Source organism: Megasphaera sp. AF13-6AC, from assembly GCF_027685385.1.
In the GTDB taxonomy this organism is placed as follows: Bacteria; Bacillota; Negativicutes; order Veillonellales; family Megasphaeraceae; genus Megasphaera; species Megasphaera micronuciformis.
The window spans coordinates 1-18,229 of record NZ_JAQCUN010000016.1 but is presented as its reverse complement, the minus strand read 5'-3'; the positions used below and the strand labels follow the sequence as shown (position 1 = coordinate 18,229).

The 18,229-nt window shown below is 45.7% G+C and carries 17 protein-coding genes, 1 pseudogene and 1 riboswitch; of the genes and pseudogenes, 15 read left to right on the top strand and 3 right to left on the bottom strand.

Going from position 1 to position 18,229, the window contains the following annotated elements:
* Positions 1–223, bottom strand: a pseudogene (locus PGX78_RS02035) (RluA family pseudouridine synthase); the annotation flags it as partial.
* A 260-nt stretch (positions 224–483) separates the two neighbouring features.
* On the opposite strand from PGX78_RS02035, the gene dnaG reads away from it, so the two are divergent.
* Both dnaG and rpoD read left to right on the top strand, forming a co-directional pair.
* Positions 484–2,310 (top strand): DNA primase, encoded by a 1,827-nt coding sequence (gene dnaG, locus PGX78_RS02030; RefSeq protein ID WP_270445179.1) that lies wholly within the window; start codon positions 484–486, stop codon positions 2,308–2,310.
* Positions 2,300–3,613: an RNA polymerase sigma factor RpoD gene (gene rpoD, locus PGX78_RS02025; protein ID WP_442864780.1), complete on the top strand. Its 1,314-nt coding sequence runs from the start codon at positions 2,300–2,302 to the stop codon at positions 3,611–3,613. The genes dnaG and rpoD overlap by 11 nt, the downstream gene beginning before the upstream one ends.
* Before the next feature lie 66 nt (positions 3,614–3,679).
* Here rpoD and PGX78_RS02020 read toward each other — a convergent pair whose 3' ends face one another.
* Together PGX78_RS02020 and PGX78_RS02015 are read right to left on the bottom strand one after the other, a co-directional pair.
* Positions 3,680–4,333 (bottom strand): methionine ABC transporter permease, encoded by a 654-nt coding sequence (locus PGX78_RS02020; RefSeq protein ID WP_270445178.1) that lies wholly within the window; start codon positions 4,331–4,333, stop codon positions 3,680–3,682.
* Entirely contained in the window at positions 4,314–5,357 is a 1,044-nt protein-coding gene (locus tag PGX78_RS02015) for a methionine ABC transporter ATP-binding protein (protein ID WP_270445177.1), read from the bottom strand. Before PGX78_RS02015 ends, PGX78_RS02020 begins: the two co-directional genes overlap by 20 nt.
* Positions 5,358–5,439: 82 nt before the next feature.
* A riboswitch (SAM riboswitch) is annotated at positions 5,440–5,535 on the bottom strand.
* A 171-nt stretch (positions 5,536–5,706) separates the two neighbouring features.
* On the opposite strand from PGX78_RS02015, the gene hpf reads away from it, so the two are divergent.
* The 13 genes from hpf to PGX78_RS01950 all read left to right on the top strand — a co-directional run.
* Positions 5,707–6,231 carry a ribosome hibernation-promoting factor, HPF/YfiA family gene (gene hpf / locus PGX78_RS02010; protein WP_270445176.1) on the top strand — a complete coding sequence of 175 codons (525 nt, stop codon included), beginning with the start codon at positions 5,707–5,709 and terminating at the stop codon, positions 6,229–6,231.
* Between the two features lie 342 nt (positions 6,232–6,573).
* Positions 6,574–7,464 carry a phosphate ABC transporter substrate-binding protein gene (locus PGX78_RS02005; protein WP_270445175.1) on the top strand — a complete coding sequence of 297 codons (891 nt, stop codon included), beginning with the start codon at positions 6,574–6,576 and terminating at the stop codon, positions 7,462–7,464.
* A gap of 52 nt (positions 7,465–7,516) precedes the next feature.
* The gene (gene pstC / locus PGX78_RS02000) at positions 7,517–8,389 is read left to right on the top strand and encodes a phosphate ABC transporter permease subunit PstC (RefSeq protein WP_270445174.1); all 873 of its coding nucleotides are present in this window, start codon (positions 7,517–7,519) and stop codon (positions 8,387–8,389) included.
* Positions 8,383–9,198 carry an ABC transporter permease subunit gene (locus PGX78_RS01995; protein ID WP_270445173.1) on the top strand — a complete coding sequence of 272 codons (816 nt, stop codon included), beginning with the start codon at positions 8,383–8,385 and terminating at the stop codon, positions 9,196–9,198. Before pstC ends, PGX78_RS01995 begins: the two co-directional genes overlap by 7 nt.
* A complete protein-coding gene (locus PGX78_RS01990) occupies positions 9,198–9,941 on the top strand; it encodes a phosphate ABC transporter ATP-binding protein (RefSeq protein WP_270445172.1) in 744 nt (247 codons plus the stop codon). Before PGX78_RS01995 ends, PGX78_RS01990 begins: the two co-directional genes overlap by 1 nt.
* A gap of 95 nt (positions 9,942–10,036) precedes the next feature.
* Positions 10,037–10,624, top strand: a complete 588-nt coding sequence (gene yedF, locus PGX78_RS01985; RefSeq protein WP_270445171.1) for a sulfurtransferase-like selenium metabolism protein YedF — start codon at positions 10,037–10,039, stop codon at positions 10,622–10,624.
* On the top strand, positions 10,624–10,887 hold the full coding sequence (locus PGX78_RS01980; protein WP_270445170.1) for a DUF3343 domain-containing protein: 264 nt from the start codon (positions 10,624–10,626) through the stop codon (positions 10,885–10,887). The genes yedF and PGX78_RS01980 overlap by 1 nt, the downstream gene beginning before the upstream one ends.
* A gap of 44 nt (positions 10,888–10,931) precedes the next feature.
* Positions 10,932–12,326 (top strand): L-seryl-tRNA(Sec) selenium transferase, encoded by a 1,395-nt coding sequence (selA, locus tag PGX78_RS01975; RefSeq protein ID WP_270445169.1) that lies wholly within the window; start codon positions 10,932–10,934, stop codon positions 12,324–12,326.
* Positions 12,327–12,346: 20 nt separating this feature from the next.
* The gene (locus tag PGX78_RS01970; RefSeq protein ID WP_270445168.1) at positions 12,347–13,399 is read left to right on the top strand and encodes a permease; all 1,053 of its coding nucleotides are present in this window, start codon (positions 12,347–12,349) and stop codon (positions 13,397–13,399) included.
* A gap of 90 nt (positions 13,400–13,489) precedes the next feature.
* A complete protein-coding gene (locus PGX78_RS01965; RefSeq protein ID WP_270445167.1) occupies positions 13,490–14,764 on the top strand; it encodes a double-cubane-cluster-containing anaerobic reductase in 1,275 nt (424 codons plus the stop codon).
* Positions 14,712–15,026 (top strand): DUF3343 domain-containing protein, encoded by a 315-nt coding sequence (locus tag PGX78_RS01960; RefSeq protein WP_333523817.1) that lies wholly within the window; start codon positions 14,712–14,714, stop codon positions 15,024–15,026. Before PGX78_RS01965 ends, PGX78_RS01960 begins: the two co-directional genes overlap by 53 nt.
* A gap of 149 nt (positions 15,027–15,175) precedes the next feature.
* On the top strand, positions 15,176–16,900 hold the full coding sequence (locus PGX78_RS01955) for a proline--tRNA ligase (RefSeq protein ID WP_270445165.1): 1,725 nt from the start codon (positions 15,176–15,178) through the stop codon (positions 16,898–16,900).
* A gap of 467 nt (positions 16,901–17,367) precedes the next feature.
* On the top strand, positions 17,368–18,229 hold an 862-nt coding region (locus tag PGX78_RS01950; protein WP_270445164.1), incomplete at its 3' end, for a proline reductase-associated electron transfer protein PrdC.

Genomic DNA, 18,229 nt, shown 5'->3' with positions numbered 1-18,229 from the left:
ATAAAGGAATGTTCTCGGCTTCAATCGTATCTTTCGGTTGCAATATTACTTCCAGCGAGTCGCCTTGGTGAACCAGGTCTTTCATGGATGCAGGGGATCCGTTTCGCAGGCATATGCCGTTGTTCTTGATTTTCCGTCTGGATGTAGCGGAGATGCCGAAATGCTTGAGGGCTCCGGCGAAAGAAGTTGGCTTCTGTAACGGACCGACTGTAAAGCGCAGCATGAAAAATTCTCCCGATTCTGGTATGTACGGTAAACACCGTATGCCTTATTATACAAAACGGTAACTGATAAATCCATAGAGTATTATAGGGAAGTGATAATAATTTATAAAAAAGGCTGATTTGACCTTAACGCATAATAGTATGAGAAAATGGTCAAGAAATTTTCAGAAAAAAGAAGGATTTTAAGAACGGACAGCGAATATTATATATGTACGAAGAATAATAGCAGTTTTACAGAAATAACAGGGGAAGGATGACGATGAAATTTTCTCATGAATTTATTGAACAGGTGCGACAAGCGAATGACATCGTTTCCGTCATATCCGATTACGCCGGGTTAAAACGACGGGGCAATAAATTTTGGGCCTGTTGTCCTTTTCACAATGAAAAGACGGCATCATTCACCGTAACAGCCGAAAAAGGATTGTATTATTGTTTCGGCTGTCATGCATCGGGAGATGTTTTTAAGTTCCTTATGGCAAAAGAAAATATTTCTTTTGCCGAAGCGGTCAGACGCTTGGCTGAAAGGGCGGGGTTACAGGTTCCTGAAGAAGAGCGTTCGGCCGAAGATATAAAGCGAGACGAAGCACGAAAGCGACTCTATAAAATCAACGAAATGGCATGTGCCTTCTTTCATAACTGTTTGGTTAAAACACGTTACGGCGAAGAAGGAAAGGCATATTTACGAAAACGCGGTCTGTCGGAACAGACGATTCGCGACTTTCGGCTGGGCTTTGCTCCCGACAGTTGGAATAAGCTGACCGATGCTTTTGCGGCCAAAGGCGTAGCGGGAAAAGAATTGGTTGAACTGGGGCTGGCTAAAGAAAAAAACGGTCGATTTTATGATGCCTTTCGCAATCGTGTCATCTTTCCCATTTATGACGGTCGAGACCGTGTTGTCGGATTCGGCGGCCGTGTTCTGGATGACAGTAAACCGAAGTACCTGAATTCACCCGAAACGCCGATCTTCAATAAACGAAATCTTCTATTTGCTCTCAATCGGGCTCATCGGAGTATTTACGATGAAGGTCGGGCCGTATTGGTTGAAGGATATATGGATGTCGTGTCGGCGCATAATAAGGGAATCACCAACGTAGTAGCATCACTGGGAACGGCCTTTACAGAACGACAGGCTCGACTGTTGCAACGGCAGGCGAAAGAACTGATTCTGGCCTACGATATGGATACGGCAGGAAGACAGGCTACCCTGAGGGCCATGGAAATCGTCAGGTCGTTGGGATTACATATACGTGTCCTTGTTTTGGCTGACGGTAAAGATCCGGATGAATATATTAATGCGCACGGGCCCGATGCGTTTAAGGAAGCCTTACAAGCGGCTCCGGGTGTTCTTGAATATATGTTGTTGACAGCCTTGAAAGAGTATGATGCAGATACGCTTGAAGGCAAGTCGAGTATTACAGCCAGTGTCATGCCTGCCTTGGTACAGACGGATAGCGCCGTAGTGGCCGATGCCTTTATGGCCAAGTTGGCGGAACGGTTACAAATCGATGAAAACGCCGTGCGTAGCGAATATAATGCGTATGTACGTCGCCATCCCGAAGCGGGCCGACAGCCGGTAGTTATATCGACTAATGTAGTGAAACAAACCGAATCAGCTCGACGAGGTAGTACAACGGCCGTTGCGGAAGAAAATATTTTACGCAGTCTCTTGGAACATCCCGAGTCGTACGGTCGTATTGAAGATAAAATGGAAGCTTCTTATTTTGTCGACCCTGTGAGACGAAGTATCTTCGAAGAGATTCACAGACAGTATACACAGACGGGCGGCTATTCCGTATCGTCCGTACGTGAAGGCCTGTCTACTGAAGGGGAGGCGGAAACGGCAAGGATTCTTATGTCCGATGAAGTGCCCATGGATGAACAGGTATTACTGGATTATGTATTACGTTTTAAGTTGCAGGCTTTACAAAATGATTATAAAGAGCACAGCGCACGGGCGGCTGAATACAGCATTCGCAATGATTTGCGGTTGAAAGACGAGTTAGCGGCATGTAAGCGCTTGGGAGAAGAGATTAAAACATTAATCTCTTCGTCAGGGAAAGGAGCACACCACTTTGGCAGCTAATAAAGATAAAGAAAAAGATCTGGAAACAACGGAAGAAACTCTTACGGCGGAAACCGATAAACCGGCTAAGAAAAGCGGTACTAAGAAGGCTAAAAAGAGTACGGGTAAAAAGGCTTCGAAAGGAACGGGGAAGAAAAAGAGCGATAAAAAGCAAATTTCCGAAGAAGAACGGAAGGCTCAGATTTTAGAGAAAATTAACGAATTGACGGAAAAGGGAAAACAGCAGGGAAGTTTATCCTATTCGGAAATTATGAATGCCATGGGCGACTGTGACATGACGGCTGATGAAATGGACAGAATGTATGAACATTTCACGGATAACGGTGTAGATGTGCTCGGCGAATCGGAGCAACTGAATGAAAATGAAAGTTTAAATGATGATGCCGATGAAGAGTCGGAAAACGAAACGGTAAATGTAAATTTATCCGTACCTGAAGGCGTCAATATCGATGATCCCGTACGCATGTATTTGAAGGAAATCGGCCGAGTTCCCCTGCTGTCGGCAGAAGAAGAAATTATGTTGGCCAAGAGAATCGAAGCCGGCAGTGCCGAAGGGGCAACACCTGAAGAAGTAAGTGTCGGAAATATTGCCAAGAAGAAGCTGACAGATGCCAACCTGCGCCTTGTTGTCAGCATTGCCAAAAGATATGTGGGTCGCGGTATGCTGTTTTTGGATTTAATTCAAGAAGGTAACCTGGGACTGTTGAAAGCTGTTGAAAAATTCGATTATAGTAAGGGCTACAAGTTCAGTACTTATGCTACGTGGTGGATTCGCCAGGCCATTACGCGTGCCATTGCCGACCAAGCACGTACCATCCGCATTCCCGTACATATGGTGGAAACGATTAATAAGCTTATACGCATTTCGCGCCAGTTGTTACAGGATAAGGGCAGAGAACCGTTGCCGGAAGAAATTGCGGAAAAGATGGGCGTACCGGTTGAACGTGTCAGAGAAATCATGAAAATCGCTCAAGAACCGGTATCATTGGAAACTCCTATCGGTGAAGAAGAAGACTCGCATTTGGGAGACTTCATTGAAGATCAGGAAGCCATAGCCCCTGATGACGCGGCTTCCTTTATCTTACTGAAAGAACAGATAGAAGATGTGTTCTCGTGTCTTACGGATAGAGAACGAAAGGTCCTTTACTTACGTTTCGGCTTGAAGGACGGCAGACCGAGAACCCTTGAAGAAGTGGGTCAACATTTTAACGTTACGCGTGAACGTATTCGCCAGATTGAAGGCAAGGCGCTCAGTAAATTGCGTAACTGGGGCAAGCGCGAAAAAATTAAAGACTTTTTATAAGATATAAGAGATGAAAAGAAGAGACCCGTGTCCGCACGGGCCTCTTCTTTGTGTTTACACTGAAATTTAGCGTTTATTTGTTTTACGAGAAAGGAAATCGCCGAAGGCTTGAATGGCGTTGACGCCTATGATTAAGATGACAATAGTCGCCAACATGACGTCCGTACGGAATCGCTGGTAGCCGTAACGAATGGCAATGTCCCCCAAACCGCCGCCGCCGACGGCACCGGCCATGGCGGAAGAACCGATAAGGCTGACGATAAGAACCGTAATGTTGTTGATAATAGTAGGCAAAGCTTCGGGTAACAAGACTTTGCGAATAATTTGAAAGGGAGTAGCGCCCATGGATTGAGCCGCCTCAATGAGACCGTAGTCGATGTCGCGTACGGACGTTTCGACCAAACGGCTGAGGAATGGAATGGCGACAATCGTCAAGGGAACGCAAGCCGCCAAGGTACCGATGGAGGTGCCGGCTACCAGTTTGGTAAAGGGAATGATGGCAACCATGAGAATGATAAAGGGCACGGAACGAATGATGTTGACAATCGTGCCGAAGACTCGGTTAATCGGTGCATTCTCAAGGATATGCCCCTTGTCTGTCGTAACCAAAAGAATGCCCAAGGGGATACCGATGCCGGTAGCAATGATTCCCGAAACGGCAACCATGAATATTGTTTCTTCTACGCCTTGTAATAAGAGTTTAACGATTTCCGGGGACATAGCCGAGGACCTCACTTTCTACGGGTAAGCTTTTAATATAATCAAAGGCCTTTACTTGATTTTCCAAGGAGCCGATAATAGTAAAAATCAGGTAGCCGAAGGGAATGTTTTGAATATAATCGATATTTCCGTACAAAATACTGATATCCGCATCGGAATGACGAATTACATTGGCAATGAGGGGATCGTTCGTAACTTGCCCCTTAAAGCGAACACGAATGAGCATATTGCGGCCTTCTTCGGGTTGATCCGTTACGCCCAGGCGTGTAATGCCTTGGGGGACTTCCGTGTTAATAACGGACTTAACGAATTCCTGCATTGTTTCCGATTGGGGATCCGTGAAAATATCGACAACAGAACCGCACTCTTTAATGTATCCGCCTTCAATAACGGCAACGCGGTCACAAATATCTTTAACAACCGCCATTTCATGAGTGATAAGGATAATCGTGATTTTTAAGCGTTTATTAATATCTTTTAAAAGCTCTAAAATAGAGGTCGTAGTTTGCGGATCCAAGGCGGAAGTGGCTTCATCGCATAAGAGAATTTTAGGATCGCTGGCCAATGCACGGGCGATACCCACCCGTTGTTTTTGTCCGCCTGAAAGCTGGGAAGGATAGTTGAACTTTCTGTCACTTAAACCGACGAGTTCTAAAAGCCCTTCCACCTTATTGGCAATAATGTCCTTCGGGGTGCATGTCAATTCCAAGGGGAAGGCGATATTGTCGAAAACGGTACGTGATGAAAGAAGATTGAAGTGTTGGAAAATCATACCGATAGATTTTCTTTCCTGGCGCAACTGGCTGTCGGAAAGGGACGTCATATCACGGTCATCAATAATAATATGGCCGCTTGTCGGTCTTTCAAGCATGTTAATGCAACGCACGAGGGTCGATTTACCGGCACCGCTTTTGCCGATAATACCGAAGATTTCTCCGGCCTTAATATTCAGGTCGATGCCTCTTAAAGCATTAACCTTCGTTTTAGTACCGTATACTTTGGTAACATTTTTTAAGGTTATCATGAAGGTCGCTCCTTTACGGGGATATAGCTAAATAAAGATAATAAAAAAGCCGTCAACAGGTGACGGCAGTACGTACATACGGCACTCATCTGTCGGAAATCCGCTGGACTTGGCACCTTCCCTTGCGGGGGTTGCCGCAGCATCATAGGGCCAGTCCCTCTGCTGCTCTGGATGAACGGCTATTTAATTACGGATTTGATAGTAGCATGAATTCCGCAACGTTGTCAACGAAAGATTGACAAAAATAAAATATTAAAATTAAGGGAAAAAGAAGGATTTCGGAAACTTATGTCGAATATTATAATTAAGAAGACAAAGAAACGAGTCTTCAGAAAGGATGGGATGTATTATGGCAACAAGTGTACGCGGTAAGAACCTTGAAATAACGGCGGCATTAAAGGATTATGTGCTGAAACACGAAAAGAAAATCATGAAATATTTCGATACTGATGTGACCTTACAGGCCATGCTTTCCGTCGAAAAAGAAAGAAAGATTGCGGAACTTACCCTGAGGGTAGACGGAGTCGTTCTGCGTGTCGTAGAAACGGGCGAAGATATGTATGCAGCCATTGATATCGTATTTGATAAGATGGTGCGGCAGATTCATAAATATAAGACCAAACTGGCCCGGCGCATTAAGGACGGGTCCTTCAAGCCGACCCTTGTCACGGAATCTCCCGAATCGGATGAAGCCTTTGAAGTTGTAAGAACGAAAACCTTTACTCCCCAACCCATGGATGTGGAAGAAGCCATCTTACAGATGAACTTGGTAGGACATGATTTCTTCGTATTTTTAAATGCCGACACGGATAAAATAAGCGTTGTTTACAAGAGAAAACACGGAAAGTACGGATTAATCGAGCCGGAAGCTTAAACATATGATTACAAAAGTGTAAAATAATATCCAATCCCCCTTGTCAAAGTTAAAATGACAAGGGGGATTTTTAATAAAAAAGTCTATAGAATCACGGTTGTTTATAAAATATACTAATTAATGGTTTGGCATATTTTTATCTTATTAATACTCAATTGACCGTCATATAGGCATGCAGTAAGATAATACCTGTTAAGTATAATACGCGTATAGTTGTTTTAAGAAAATTCTTTTTTGCAATACGGGAAGAAAAAGCTTAATAGAAGCTGTTCCGGAAGACCTACTATAAAGAAGAGATACTATTTTATGCGTATTCTACAATAATTACAAAGGAGTTGTCATATGTTTACACGTAGATTTTTAGCAGTATTGGCCCTGGGGGCAAGTCTTGTTTTTACGGCAGCCTGCGGTAACGGCGGCAATACGGCGAAGGAAAAGACGGATATTACCTTTTTCGGCTCGTCAACCTTGGCTCCGGTTGTCACTAAAGCGGGTACGGCTTTTACGGAACAGTACGGTAAATGGAACAAGGCGGACTCGTCTTTGCCCGATGCGGATATTGTAATTAACGTTACGTCCGGCGGTTCCGGTGCAGGCATTAAAGCACTGCTTGACGGTACGGCCGACTTCGGCTTGGTGGCCAGAGAAGTAAAGAGTAGCGAAAAAGAAAAAATAAAAAACTATCAGGAATACAAGGTGGGTATCGATGCATTGACCATTGCCGTCAACCCCAACAATCCCATTGCTAAAATTAAGGATAATTTGACGAGTGATCAAATAAAAAAGATTTTCTCCGGTGAATATAAGACTTGGAATGAAGTGGATCCGTCCCTGCCGGCAACGGAAATTGTCGTTGTAACGAGAGATTTGGGCGGCGGTGCTCATGAAGTATTCCAGGAAAAAATTATGGGGGATACGAAGGTTACGGATAAGGCCATCCAGGCTCCGTCCATGGGAGCTCTCGTAGCCAAAATTATTGAAAATGAAAATGCCGTAGGCTACGCTTCTTACGGGGTAGCTAAGCAAAATGAAGGAAAAATTTTTGCTTTAAAAGTTGACGGTGTCGCAGCTACACCGGAAACGATTGTTGACGGCTCGTACAAGATTCAGCGTCCGTTACTTATCGTCGGTAGCGGTGAACTTACAAAGGTTCAAAGGGCCTTTATGGACTATCTGCGTTCCGATGCGGGACAAAAGCTGATTGAAGCTATGGGATTTATTCCTGTAAAATAGGTTAAAAGAGAACGGACGATTTTCGTCCGTTCTCTCTCTTACGGGGGAGTGTATGAAAAAGAGTGAAAGATTCATTCAATACAGTGTGACGGCAGGGGCCTGGTTCGTCATCGGTCTTTTTGTCTTTTTATTCTTCTTCATATGTCATGAAGGATTGCCTGTAGGCGAAGAAACCGATTGGTTGACCTTCCTGCTTTCTCGCAACTGGAATCCCTTGGGAAATCCGCCTGAGTTGGGGATTTTTCCCATGATTTGCGGCAGCTTGTATGTATCCTTATTGGCCGTTTTGTTGGCAGTTCCCGTAGGTGCGGGATGCGCCCTGTTTCTTTCTTTTTTTGTATCTGCCCGTATACGAGACATACTCTTGGCTTTTATTGACATGTTGGCGGGAGTTCCTTCCGTTATTTTCGGGTTTATCGGTTTAACCGTTGTGGTGAATCGAATCGGTAGGATGTTTGAGTTGGCATCCGGCGAGTCTATACTGGCTGCCGCACTTGTCCTGGCCGTTATGTTGCTACCTTTTGTCGTATCTACTTGTGTCGAGTCTATCGGTGAGGTGCGTCGCTTGTACGAAGGCGCATCACTGGCGTTGGGAGCCGATATGATGTATTTTATACGCCGGCTTGTCTTACCTTATATGCAAAATGCCGTTATCGGTGCCTGGATATTATCCTTTGCACGGGCGGCGGGAGAAACGATGGCCGTCATGATGGTTATGGGGAATGCGGTCATTATGCCCGAGCTTTTGGGCAAGGGCGAATCCGTACCGTCTCTTATTGCCTTGGAGATGGGCAGTGCCGAGTACGGAAGTCTGCATTACAGTGCCTTATATGCTGCCGGTGCCGTACTCTTGTTTTTACTTCTCCTGTCCGGTCTTTTATTAAGAGTTGTACGACATAAGAAGAGGAGTTTCCGGGGATGTTAAAAAAGTTGCTTTCCCTCTATATTTGGATATGCGGATTATTGACAGTAGGAGTGACATTTTTCATCTTTTTGTACATCTTGGCCGAGGGTGAAGCGTACTTAAGTCCGTCCTTTATTCTTGATTTTCCTTCAGGGACACCGTTAGGAACGGCAGGCGGTATTTTTCCGGCCATTGTGGGCTCCCTGTTATCCGGCGCGGTAGCGGCCGTGTGTGCATCCTTAGGTGCGACACTCTTGACCGTGTGGGCTGTATTCATTTGCAAGAATAGACGATCATATGAGGTTTTTCGCTTTTGTACCGAGTGTGCTTCCGGTATACCGTCCGTCTTGTTAGGTCTTTTCGGGTACAGTATTTTTCTTATTCATTTAGATATACATAAGAGTGTGTTGACGGCGGGTATGACGTTGGGAATCATGATTATTCCTTTTATTACCGTCCGTTTGGAAAAAGTGTTTCGTGAATATCCTGTGGACCGCATCGAGGCTGCCAGAGCCTTAGGTATAGGAGATATGCATATTGTGGCTACCTTGGTTATAGGTACGAGAAAGCAGGAGTTCTTTTCAGCCGTAGCCTTGGCTACGGCCTATGCCATGGGAGCGGCGGCACCGGTCATGTTTACGGGCGCCGTCTTGTTTACAAGAAGGCTCCCGGGACTTACGGATCCCTTTATGTCCCTGCCTTACCATTTATATTTATTGGTAAGTGAGGGATACTCCGTGTCCTTGGCATACGGAACGGCATTCGTTCTTATAGTAATGCTTTTGATTGTTAATTGTATTTGCAGATTTGCATTAAAGCGGGGAAAATAATGAAGGCTCATATTCGTATAGAAGGCTTACGGGTAGGGACAAAGCATAAGGATATTTTAAAAGATATCGACTTAATCGTACCCGAGCGGGCCATAACGGCTATTATCGGTATGTCCGGATGCGGAAAATCCACGTTGTTGCATAGCCTGAATCAAACCCTGGGTGACGGCGTACGTATTCATGGCGGCAAGATTTTTTTAGACGACATGGATATATCCGGCATGGATGTGGGTGAGCTTCGGAAAAAAGTAGGGCTCATAGGGCAGCAGCCGACAGTCTTTCCTTTTTCTCTTATAAATAATATGCTTTATGCACTGAATTATCATCGTAAGGGAACGACGTTACAGCGGCGGGAAACAGCCGTTGAAGCTTTAAAAGCGGCGGGGCTGTATGATGAAGTCAAAGATATGTTGGACTCACCGGCCGGGTCTTTGTCGGGAGGCCAGCAGCAACGCTTATGCATAGCTCGTGCCTTGGCTTTGGATCCTCAGGTTTTATTACTTGATGAACCTTGTTCGGCTTTGGATATCAAAAGTACCTTGCGTATTGAAGAGACACTGAAAAAACTGAAAGACCGCTGTGCCGTTTTAATAGTGACGCACAATCTGTCACAGGCGAAGCGACTGGCCGACTATGTTGTCTATATGGAAAAGGGGCAAATCATAGAGCGACGTACCACTGAGGATTTGTTTTCTCATCCCGAACGAGAAGAAACAAAAACCTATTTGAGTTATATTCAATAAGTGTGCGAAGGGGAGCGTACCTTTTCGCACCGTTATTTAAAGGAACCCGACACAATGCAAAAGGTGTTCCTTGTTTATGTAAAGGGGGATTTAAAATGGTAAAAGTAAATGCAGTCGGAATGGCATGCCCGTTACCCGTGATTGAAACACGTAAGGCTTTAAGAACGGAAGATGTCGTAGAAACGACGGTAGATAACAAAATCGCTACGGAAAACTTGCGCAAAATGGCGGCGGAACTCGGCTATGCTTATGAATTAAAAGAAGAAAGTGCCGATCGTTTTGTCGTAACCGTTACCAAGACTGAAGGCGAACAAGCGGTTCAAGTACCTGCAGCGGATAAGTATACGGATGAATATATTGTCGTCATCGATTCGCCTACCATGGGTAAAGGCGATGAACAGTTGGGTAAGAATCTGATGAAAGGATTCATTTATTCTTTGACGGAACAAGATGTGCTGCCGCGCCGCATTATTTTCTATAACGGCGGGGTACCTCTTATTACTAAAGACTCGGAAGTATTGGAAGATTTGCAAAAGATGGCGGCTGCCGGAACGGAAATCTTCGGCTGCGGTGCCTGCCTCAACTTCTACGGCCTGACCGAGAAGGTCGCCGTAGGAGAAGTTACGAATATGTATGCCATTGTTGAGATGATGCGTAAGGCTTATCGCATCATTAAACCGTAATGACTACGGAACGTTATGGCGTAGCCCTGCTGAAAAACACGCGCGATGCCATGGTCATAGAAGAAAGGGCTAAAAAAGAGGGCTTGGCAGTACGCATTATACCGACACCTTCTAAAATATATGCCAGTTGCGGCTTTTCATTAAAGTACGAATTGAATGAAGAAGGAGCTTTAAAAACGCTTTTGGAAGAAGAAATGCTTTCCTGTGACGGCTTTTACCATGCTGAAAAAGAAGGCTTGTCCGTTACATACCGTGAAGTATAAAATAGAACGGTACACTCTATTACAGTAGAAAGTTGGTGCCCATAGTGAAAGAAAAACGGAATGTATTGGCCTCTCTTCCGAAGGTGGACGTGTTTTTGAGTCGTTCCGATATGACGGCCTTAGCCGACTCGTACTCACCCCTTCTTGTAAAAGACGCTTTGCAAAAGGTGTTGGCCACAATAAGAGCGGATGTTTTAAATAAAAAGATAACGGACGTGCCTGCTGATGAAGAAGTGGCCGCTCTCGTATCAAAGCAGATCAAAGATCGCGAGGCCTTTCGCCTGCGCCGCGTCATCAATGCGACGGGTACGGTGTTGCATACGAATTTGGGGCGTTCCGTCTTGAGTGAATCCGTATGCCTGCATGTGGCGGCCGTAGCCGGGTATTACTCTAACCTGGAGTATGATATTGCTCAAGGCCAACGAGGTTCACGCTATTCTCATTTGACGGATATGCTCAGAGAACTTACGGGTGCGGAAGACGTTCTTGTCGTCAATAACAACGCAGCGGCCGTTATGCTGGCCTTAAATACGCTGATAAAGGGAAAAGAAGTGGTTATTTCCCGTGGCGAATTGGTCGAAATCGGCGGTAAGTTTCGTATTCCTCAGGTTATTGAGCATAGCGGCGGTCATATTTGTGAGGTCGGGACGACCAATAAGACGCACTTGTCCGATTATGCCGGGGCCATCGGAGAGGAAACGGGAGCTCTTATGAAGGTGCACACCAGTAATTACCACATAGTGGGATTTACGGAAAGCGTACCTATGGAAGACATGTCCAAACTGGCTCATGATCACGGGTTACCGTTAATTAACGACTTGGGCAGCGGCCTTTTAATCGACATGACTCGTTTCGGCTTGCCTTATGAACCTACTGTAAAGGAAGCGATTGCCAAAGGGTGTGATATTGTAACCTTCAGCGGTGATAAGCTCTTGGGCGGTCCTCAGGCGGGAATTATTGTAGGTAAAAAAGAATATATTGAGGCGATGAAAAAGAATCAACTTCTCAGGGCTTTGCGCGTCGATAAGATGACTATTGCCGCTTTAGAAGCGACTTTTCGCTCCTATTTGGATGAAGAACGGGCCATTCGGGATATTCCCGTCTTGCAAATGTTGGCCCTGACCAAGGACGAAGCACAAGAAAAGTGCGGTCGTTTTATTCGCGTTCTTGAAGAAGAACAGCTTCCCGTTCGTTGGAAGGTGGAAGAAGTGACGGACATGGTCGGCGGCGGTTCTTATCCCGAGTATAATATGCCCGGCTATGCCGTAGCCTTGGACATCGACGGGATGACGGCGGCGGAGGCGGAAAAGCGTCTGCGTGAAGCGGATATTCCCGTTATTGTGCGAGTACAGCATGATAGCGTTCTAATCAGTGTACGAACCGTTCAGGAAGATGAATTTATTATTATTTGTCGTACCTTGGCAAGTGCTTGCAAGTAGGACGATGGGGGAATTTTTACATGGAAGACAATATGAGTAAGAGACATAAAGTTTTATTTCCTTTAATTTTTGCTATTGTGGCTGTAGTCGGGCTCTTTTATGTCAAATGGGATCCGTACTATGCCAAGGCTTTCGTAGCGGCAGCCAAGGGAAGTATCGGCTCATCTATTATTACGGGAACGTCGGCACAGGCGCCGGAGCCGTCCGTGCAAGCGGCTCTCGATTATGCGTCGGCTTATTTTACAGCCGTTTGGAAGGCTGTTGTCTTGGGCCTTCTTGTCGGTTCGTTAGTGCAAGTGCTTATACCTCGTAAGTGGGTAACCCGGTTTATGGGGGCCAATGATTTTGCATCGAGCCTGCGTAGCGGTGCGGCCGCCCTTCCGGGGATGATGTGTACCTGCTGTGCCGCTCCCGTTACGGAAGGTCTGCGTGCTCGTTCGGCATCGGTTCGTTCCGCCGTTACCTTCTTTTTGGCCAACCCGGTTCTCAATCCGGCGACTATCGTGTTCATGGGCTTTGTCCTTTCGTGGGAGTATGCGGCTTTTAGAATCGTAGCCGGGATTATTACCGTTTTCTGTGTTTCCTGGTTGGCCGGTAAGGCAGCCGGTGAAGAAGCGGTAGTGTCGGAAAAAGACTTGGCTTTAAAAGATAAAGAAGATGCAATGGAAAGCTTCATGCTTCGTTGGATGAAAAGTTTGTGGAAATTGATTCTTCATACCATACCGGCTTATTTAATCGTCGTCTTAGCCTTGGGTTTTGCCCGTGCCTGGCTGTTCCCTACAGTCGGCAGTGAATGGGGGAACGATATTTTCGTAATTATCGGCTTGGCTCTGGCCGGCACCTTATTCGTCATCCCTACGGCAGCGGAAATTCCGGTTGTACAAACCTTACTGGCTGCCGGTTTATCGACCGGTCCGGCCGTAACCTTAATGATGACATTACCGGCTGTAAGCCTGCCGTCTCTGCTTATCGTCAAGAAAGCATTTCCTACAAAGGCTTTGTTTACGATTTTCTTCGGTGTCGTCATTATCGGTATCATTTGCGGTCTTATAGCCCCGTATATTTTAGGATAAGATCATAAGGAATTTACAGTCTGTCGAGGCGCACGCCTCGACATGGCTGTTTATTTTTGCATATAAAATCATAAAAAGCGGAGGTATTTAATGATGGCAGACAGACATGAAATGTGGAAAGAGTTGGGAATGGACCTGGAGGCTCACGATACTCTGTGTTCCGTATTACCGCAGGCATTCGGGGATATTTACTTGTCCCAAAATAACAGACCGGAAGGCATGGCTTTTTGGGATATGGTTGTCTCGGATATTCACGGCATTCGTCCGGCCGAATTGATTGAAGCGCAAAAACAGGGGCGTAAGGTCTTCGGTACCTTCTGTCTTTATGTGCCCGACGAAATTATCGTAGCGGCTGACGGTATCGTTACAGGTCTTTGCGGCGGCTCTCAGTTCTGGGTTCCTGCGGGGGAACAGGTTTTACCGAAGAGTATGTGTCCTTTGATCAAGGCTTCTGTAGGAGCCCGAATCGGTCGCACCTGTCCGTTCTTCCGTATTGCCGATATGTACGTAGGCGAAACGACTTGTGACGGTAAAAAGAAAGCGTACGAAATCCTCGGCCGCGACGTACCCATGCATGTTATGGATATGCCGCAAATGAAACGACCCAAAGATATTGAAAAATGGGCCGGGGAAATTAAGGATTTCAAGGCTGTTGTAGAAGAATTTACGGGTAATGAGGTAACACCTGAGAAACTACATGCTGCGACGGTTCTTCTCAATAAGAGACGCAAGGCTTTGGAAAGAGTCTTTGCCTGTCGTAAGGCCGACCCGGCCCCCATTAGCGGTAAAGATGCCTTGCTGATGATGCAAATTGCCTTCTTCGACGATCCGCAGCGGTGTACGGATATGGCCAATGCTTTGGCCGATGAACTGGAAAAACGAATTGCCGACGGCGTAGGCGTAGCCCCTGCAGGTACAAAGCGTATCCTTTTGGCCGGTACACCTATGGCTATTCCCAATTGGAAGATGCATCACTTGGTAGAAACGTCGGGTGCCGTCGTTGTCTGTGAAGAGTGTTGTACCGGTACGAGGTACTTTGAACATCAAGTGGATGAAACACCGACGGATACGGACGGTCAAATCATGGCCTTGGCACAACGATACATGAAAAATAACTGTGCCTGCTTTACACCCAATACGGGTCGTATTGACGACTTATTGCGTTTGTGCAAAGAGTATAAGGTTGACGGCGTAATTGATGTAAACTTGAAATTCTGTACCCTCTATGATACGGAAAGCCGAGATGTACAAGCAGCCTTAAAGGATGCCGGTATTCCGTCTTTGCACATTGAAACGGATTACGATGATCACGATGCGGAACAATTGCGTACGCGTATCGGTGCTTTTATTGAAATGTTGGGATAAAATGAAAAAATATGATTGGTATATTCTCTTTAAAAATCATACAGAGGCCATGACTTTATACAGAGGGCTGAAAGAGGCGAAAATAGCGGTACGAATTTCACCGACACCCAGGCAAGCTTCCTTATGTTGCGGCGTGTCCATACTCATTGCCGATGAAGATATGGCATCGGTACGACGGTATTTAGAAAAAACGGGAGCTTTGCATGAAGAGATCGTCTGCCTGCCTTGTCAAATTGAAGAGAAACGCGATCGGTTTTGCTAGGCGACTCGGTATAAATATGACAAAATATTAAGATAAACCCTTGTTTGCCGAAACATTCATATGTTATACTTAAATACAAATCGTGATATTATTCACGAATCAAATAAACAGGTCGGTCGGGAAGGCCGAGTTATACGGGAGGTATACATATGTTGGCATCCAAGTTATATGCGCCTACGTTGCGGGATGACCCTGCCGAAGCGGACGTAGCCAGTCACAAGTTAATGTTGAAAGCCGGTATGTTGCGTAAAAATGCAGCCGGACTGTATTCGTTCCTGCCGTTGGGCCGTAAAGTTTGCCTTAAGGTTGAAAACATTATTCGTAAGGAAATGAATCGCTCCGGGGCTCAGGAAGTTATGATGCCCATTGTACAGCCGGCGGAAATCTGGCGTGAAACGGGTCGTTGGGATGTATACGGACCGGAAATGTTTAAATTAAAGGATCGGCACGATAATGAGTATTGCCTCGGGCCTACGCACGAAGAGTTAATTACGACCCTTGTCCGGAATGAATTACGGTCGTATAAACAGCTTCCTGTCAACCTTTGGCAGATGCAAAATAAGTACAGAGATGAAATCAGACCCCGTTTCGGCTTAATGCGCAGTCGTGAATTTGTCATGAAGGACGCCTATTCTTTTGACGTCGATCGTGAAGGCATGATTAAGAGTTACGAAACGATGTATGACGCATACAGCCGTATCTTTACGGAATGCGGTATTGAATATCGTCCCGTTCTGGCCGACTCGGGCCAAATCGGCGGAAATTACAGTCACGAGTTCATGGCCCTTGCCAAGGCGGGCGAAGCGGATGTAGTCATTTGTACGAAGTGCGGTTTTGCGGCAAATGTGGAAAAGGCCGTTCCTAATACACTTATTTCCGAAGATGAAGAATTGCACGAAGCGGAACTTTTCGAAACGCCCGAATGTGCGACCATTCAGGACCTTGTCGAACAGGTAAAGGTACCTATTGAAAAGACGATTAAAGCCGTCGCATTTGATATTGACGGAAAGCTCGTTCTTACTATGGTTCGCGGAGACCACGAAGTAAATGACGTGGCTGTACAGAACTTGGTGGGAGGCAATGATGTTCAGGCGGCTTCTCCCGAATTACTCAGAGCTCACGGGTTGGAACCGGGATATATGAGTCCCCTGAACGCCGGACCTCAGAATGATGACTTTGTTATTTTGGTAGATGAAACGGCTATGCAGATTAAAAACGGCGTAACCGGTGCCAATAAACACGGCTATCACTATCGTTACGTAACGCCGGCTCGCGATTTTAAAGACGTGAAGACGGCAACGATTCGCCTTATTACGGAACAGGATGTATGCCCTGAATGCGGCGGCGAAGTCAAACTGACTCAAGGCATCGAAGTAGGACAGGTATTCGGTTTGGGTACGAAGTATTCCGAAAGTCTGAATGCGACCTTCCTTGATAAAGACGGCAAGGCTAAACCTTTCGTCATGGGATGTTACGGCATCGGAGTTACGAGAACCGTAGCGGCTACGATTGAACAGTTGCATGATGACAAAGGGATTATTTGGCCTGTTGCCACGGCTCCTTTTGAAGCCGTCGTCCTCCCGGTCAATATGAAAGATGAAGCCATCGTTTCCGTGGCTAAGAAACTGTATGATGAACTGCTCGATCTTGATGTAGATGTCTTGCTCGACGATCGGGATGAACGGGCGGGCGTTAAATTCAATGACGCCGACCTTATCGGCTATCCCGTACGTCTTACTGTTGGCAGCAAGGCTGCTGATGGGAAGGTGGAAGTTAAGATTCGTCGTACCGATGAAGAAGAAGAAGTTACGATTGAAGGAGCTGCTGAGCATGTGGCACGCCTTCTCCGTGACTTGCGTAAAAAACATTTGTAAAAAAGAGAACATACTTATCTTTAAAAGCGTGTATTATTATGTGAAAGAGCGTTACTTTCTGAAGAAAGTAACGCTCTTTTTGTAATTACGTAGAATTACACAGATTCAAGTAAAGGTTATAAATTTTAAATATTCAAAAGTCTGTAAATTCACTACAGACCTATATATTTATGTTTTCAGGACAAAACTCGTTGACATATTAGAGAAATGAATAAAATAATTAATTAATATATAAGTCTAAAAAGGATAAATACATGGTGAAAATGAGTAGGGGAGCGGCCTTTGTTAAATAATGTTAATTTTATCACTAAGTAATTGTAAAAAAGCTTGTGAAAGTTTATGGCTTATGCTATTATTACAAAGGCAGATGGTAGGAATAAGAATCGGTTAAAAATCTTTAGCCTTTTCAACGCTATTCATGCAATTTATTCTGTAAAATTAATCTGGGAATGGGGGTGAACAAATAAGTGTCAGAAATCAAAATACCTCTCAAAATGCATGTAGGAGGTCCTTGTAGTCCGATTGTCAAAGTAGGCGATCGAGTATTACGCGGTCAATTAATCGCGGAACCTTCCGGTTTGGGTGCTAATATCCATGCTAGTTATACGGGCGAAGTTACGGCTGTGACGGAAACGGACATCGTAATTAAAGCGGATGACAAGCAGAATTTTGACGAATACGTTAAAATTCCGGATACGAAGACGAACCTCGAAGCCATTGCTGCCGCCGGCGTTGTCGGGGCAGGCGGGGCAGGTTTCCCGACAGCTGTAAAGCTGAAGACGGAAATTCCCCAAGGCTGTTTCATTGCAAACTGTGCCGAATGTGAACCTCTCTTGGCTCACAACATTCATCAGATTGAAACGGATGCGGCTCAGTTAGTTCGCGGCGTCAAGTATGCCATGGAAATTACGAAAGCTCCCAAGGGCTATATCGCCATTAAACCGAAGCACAAAAAAGCGGTTATTGAACTGATTAAGGCTTGCCGTAACGAAGACAACATCGATGTCTTCCGCCTGCCCGATATGTATCCGGCCGGTGACGAACGTGTTATCGTTCGTGAAGTTATGGGCATTGAATTAGAGCCCGGTCAGTTGCCCGGTACAGTAGGCGCTTGTATCGACAATGCGGAAACGTTAAAGAATATTGCTTTGGCAATTGAAGAACGTAAGCCCGTTATCGATAAAGATATTACCGTATCCGGCCGTGTAGCACACAAGGAATCCGTCTTCGTTGACGTTCCTATCGGAACGCCTATGGGCGACTTGATTGAACGTGCCGGCGGTTTTATCAACCCGCACGGTGAAATCGTCGTCGGCGGACCTCAAACGG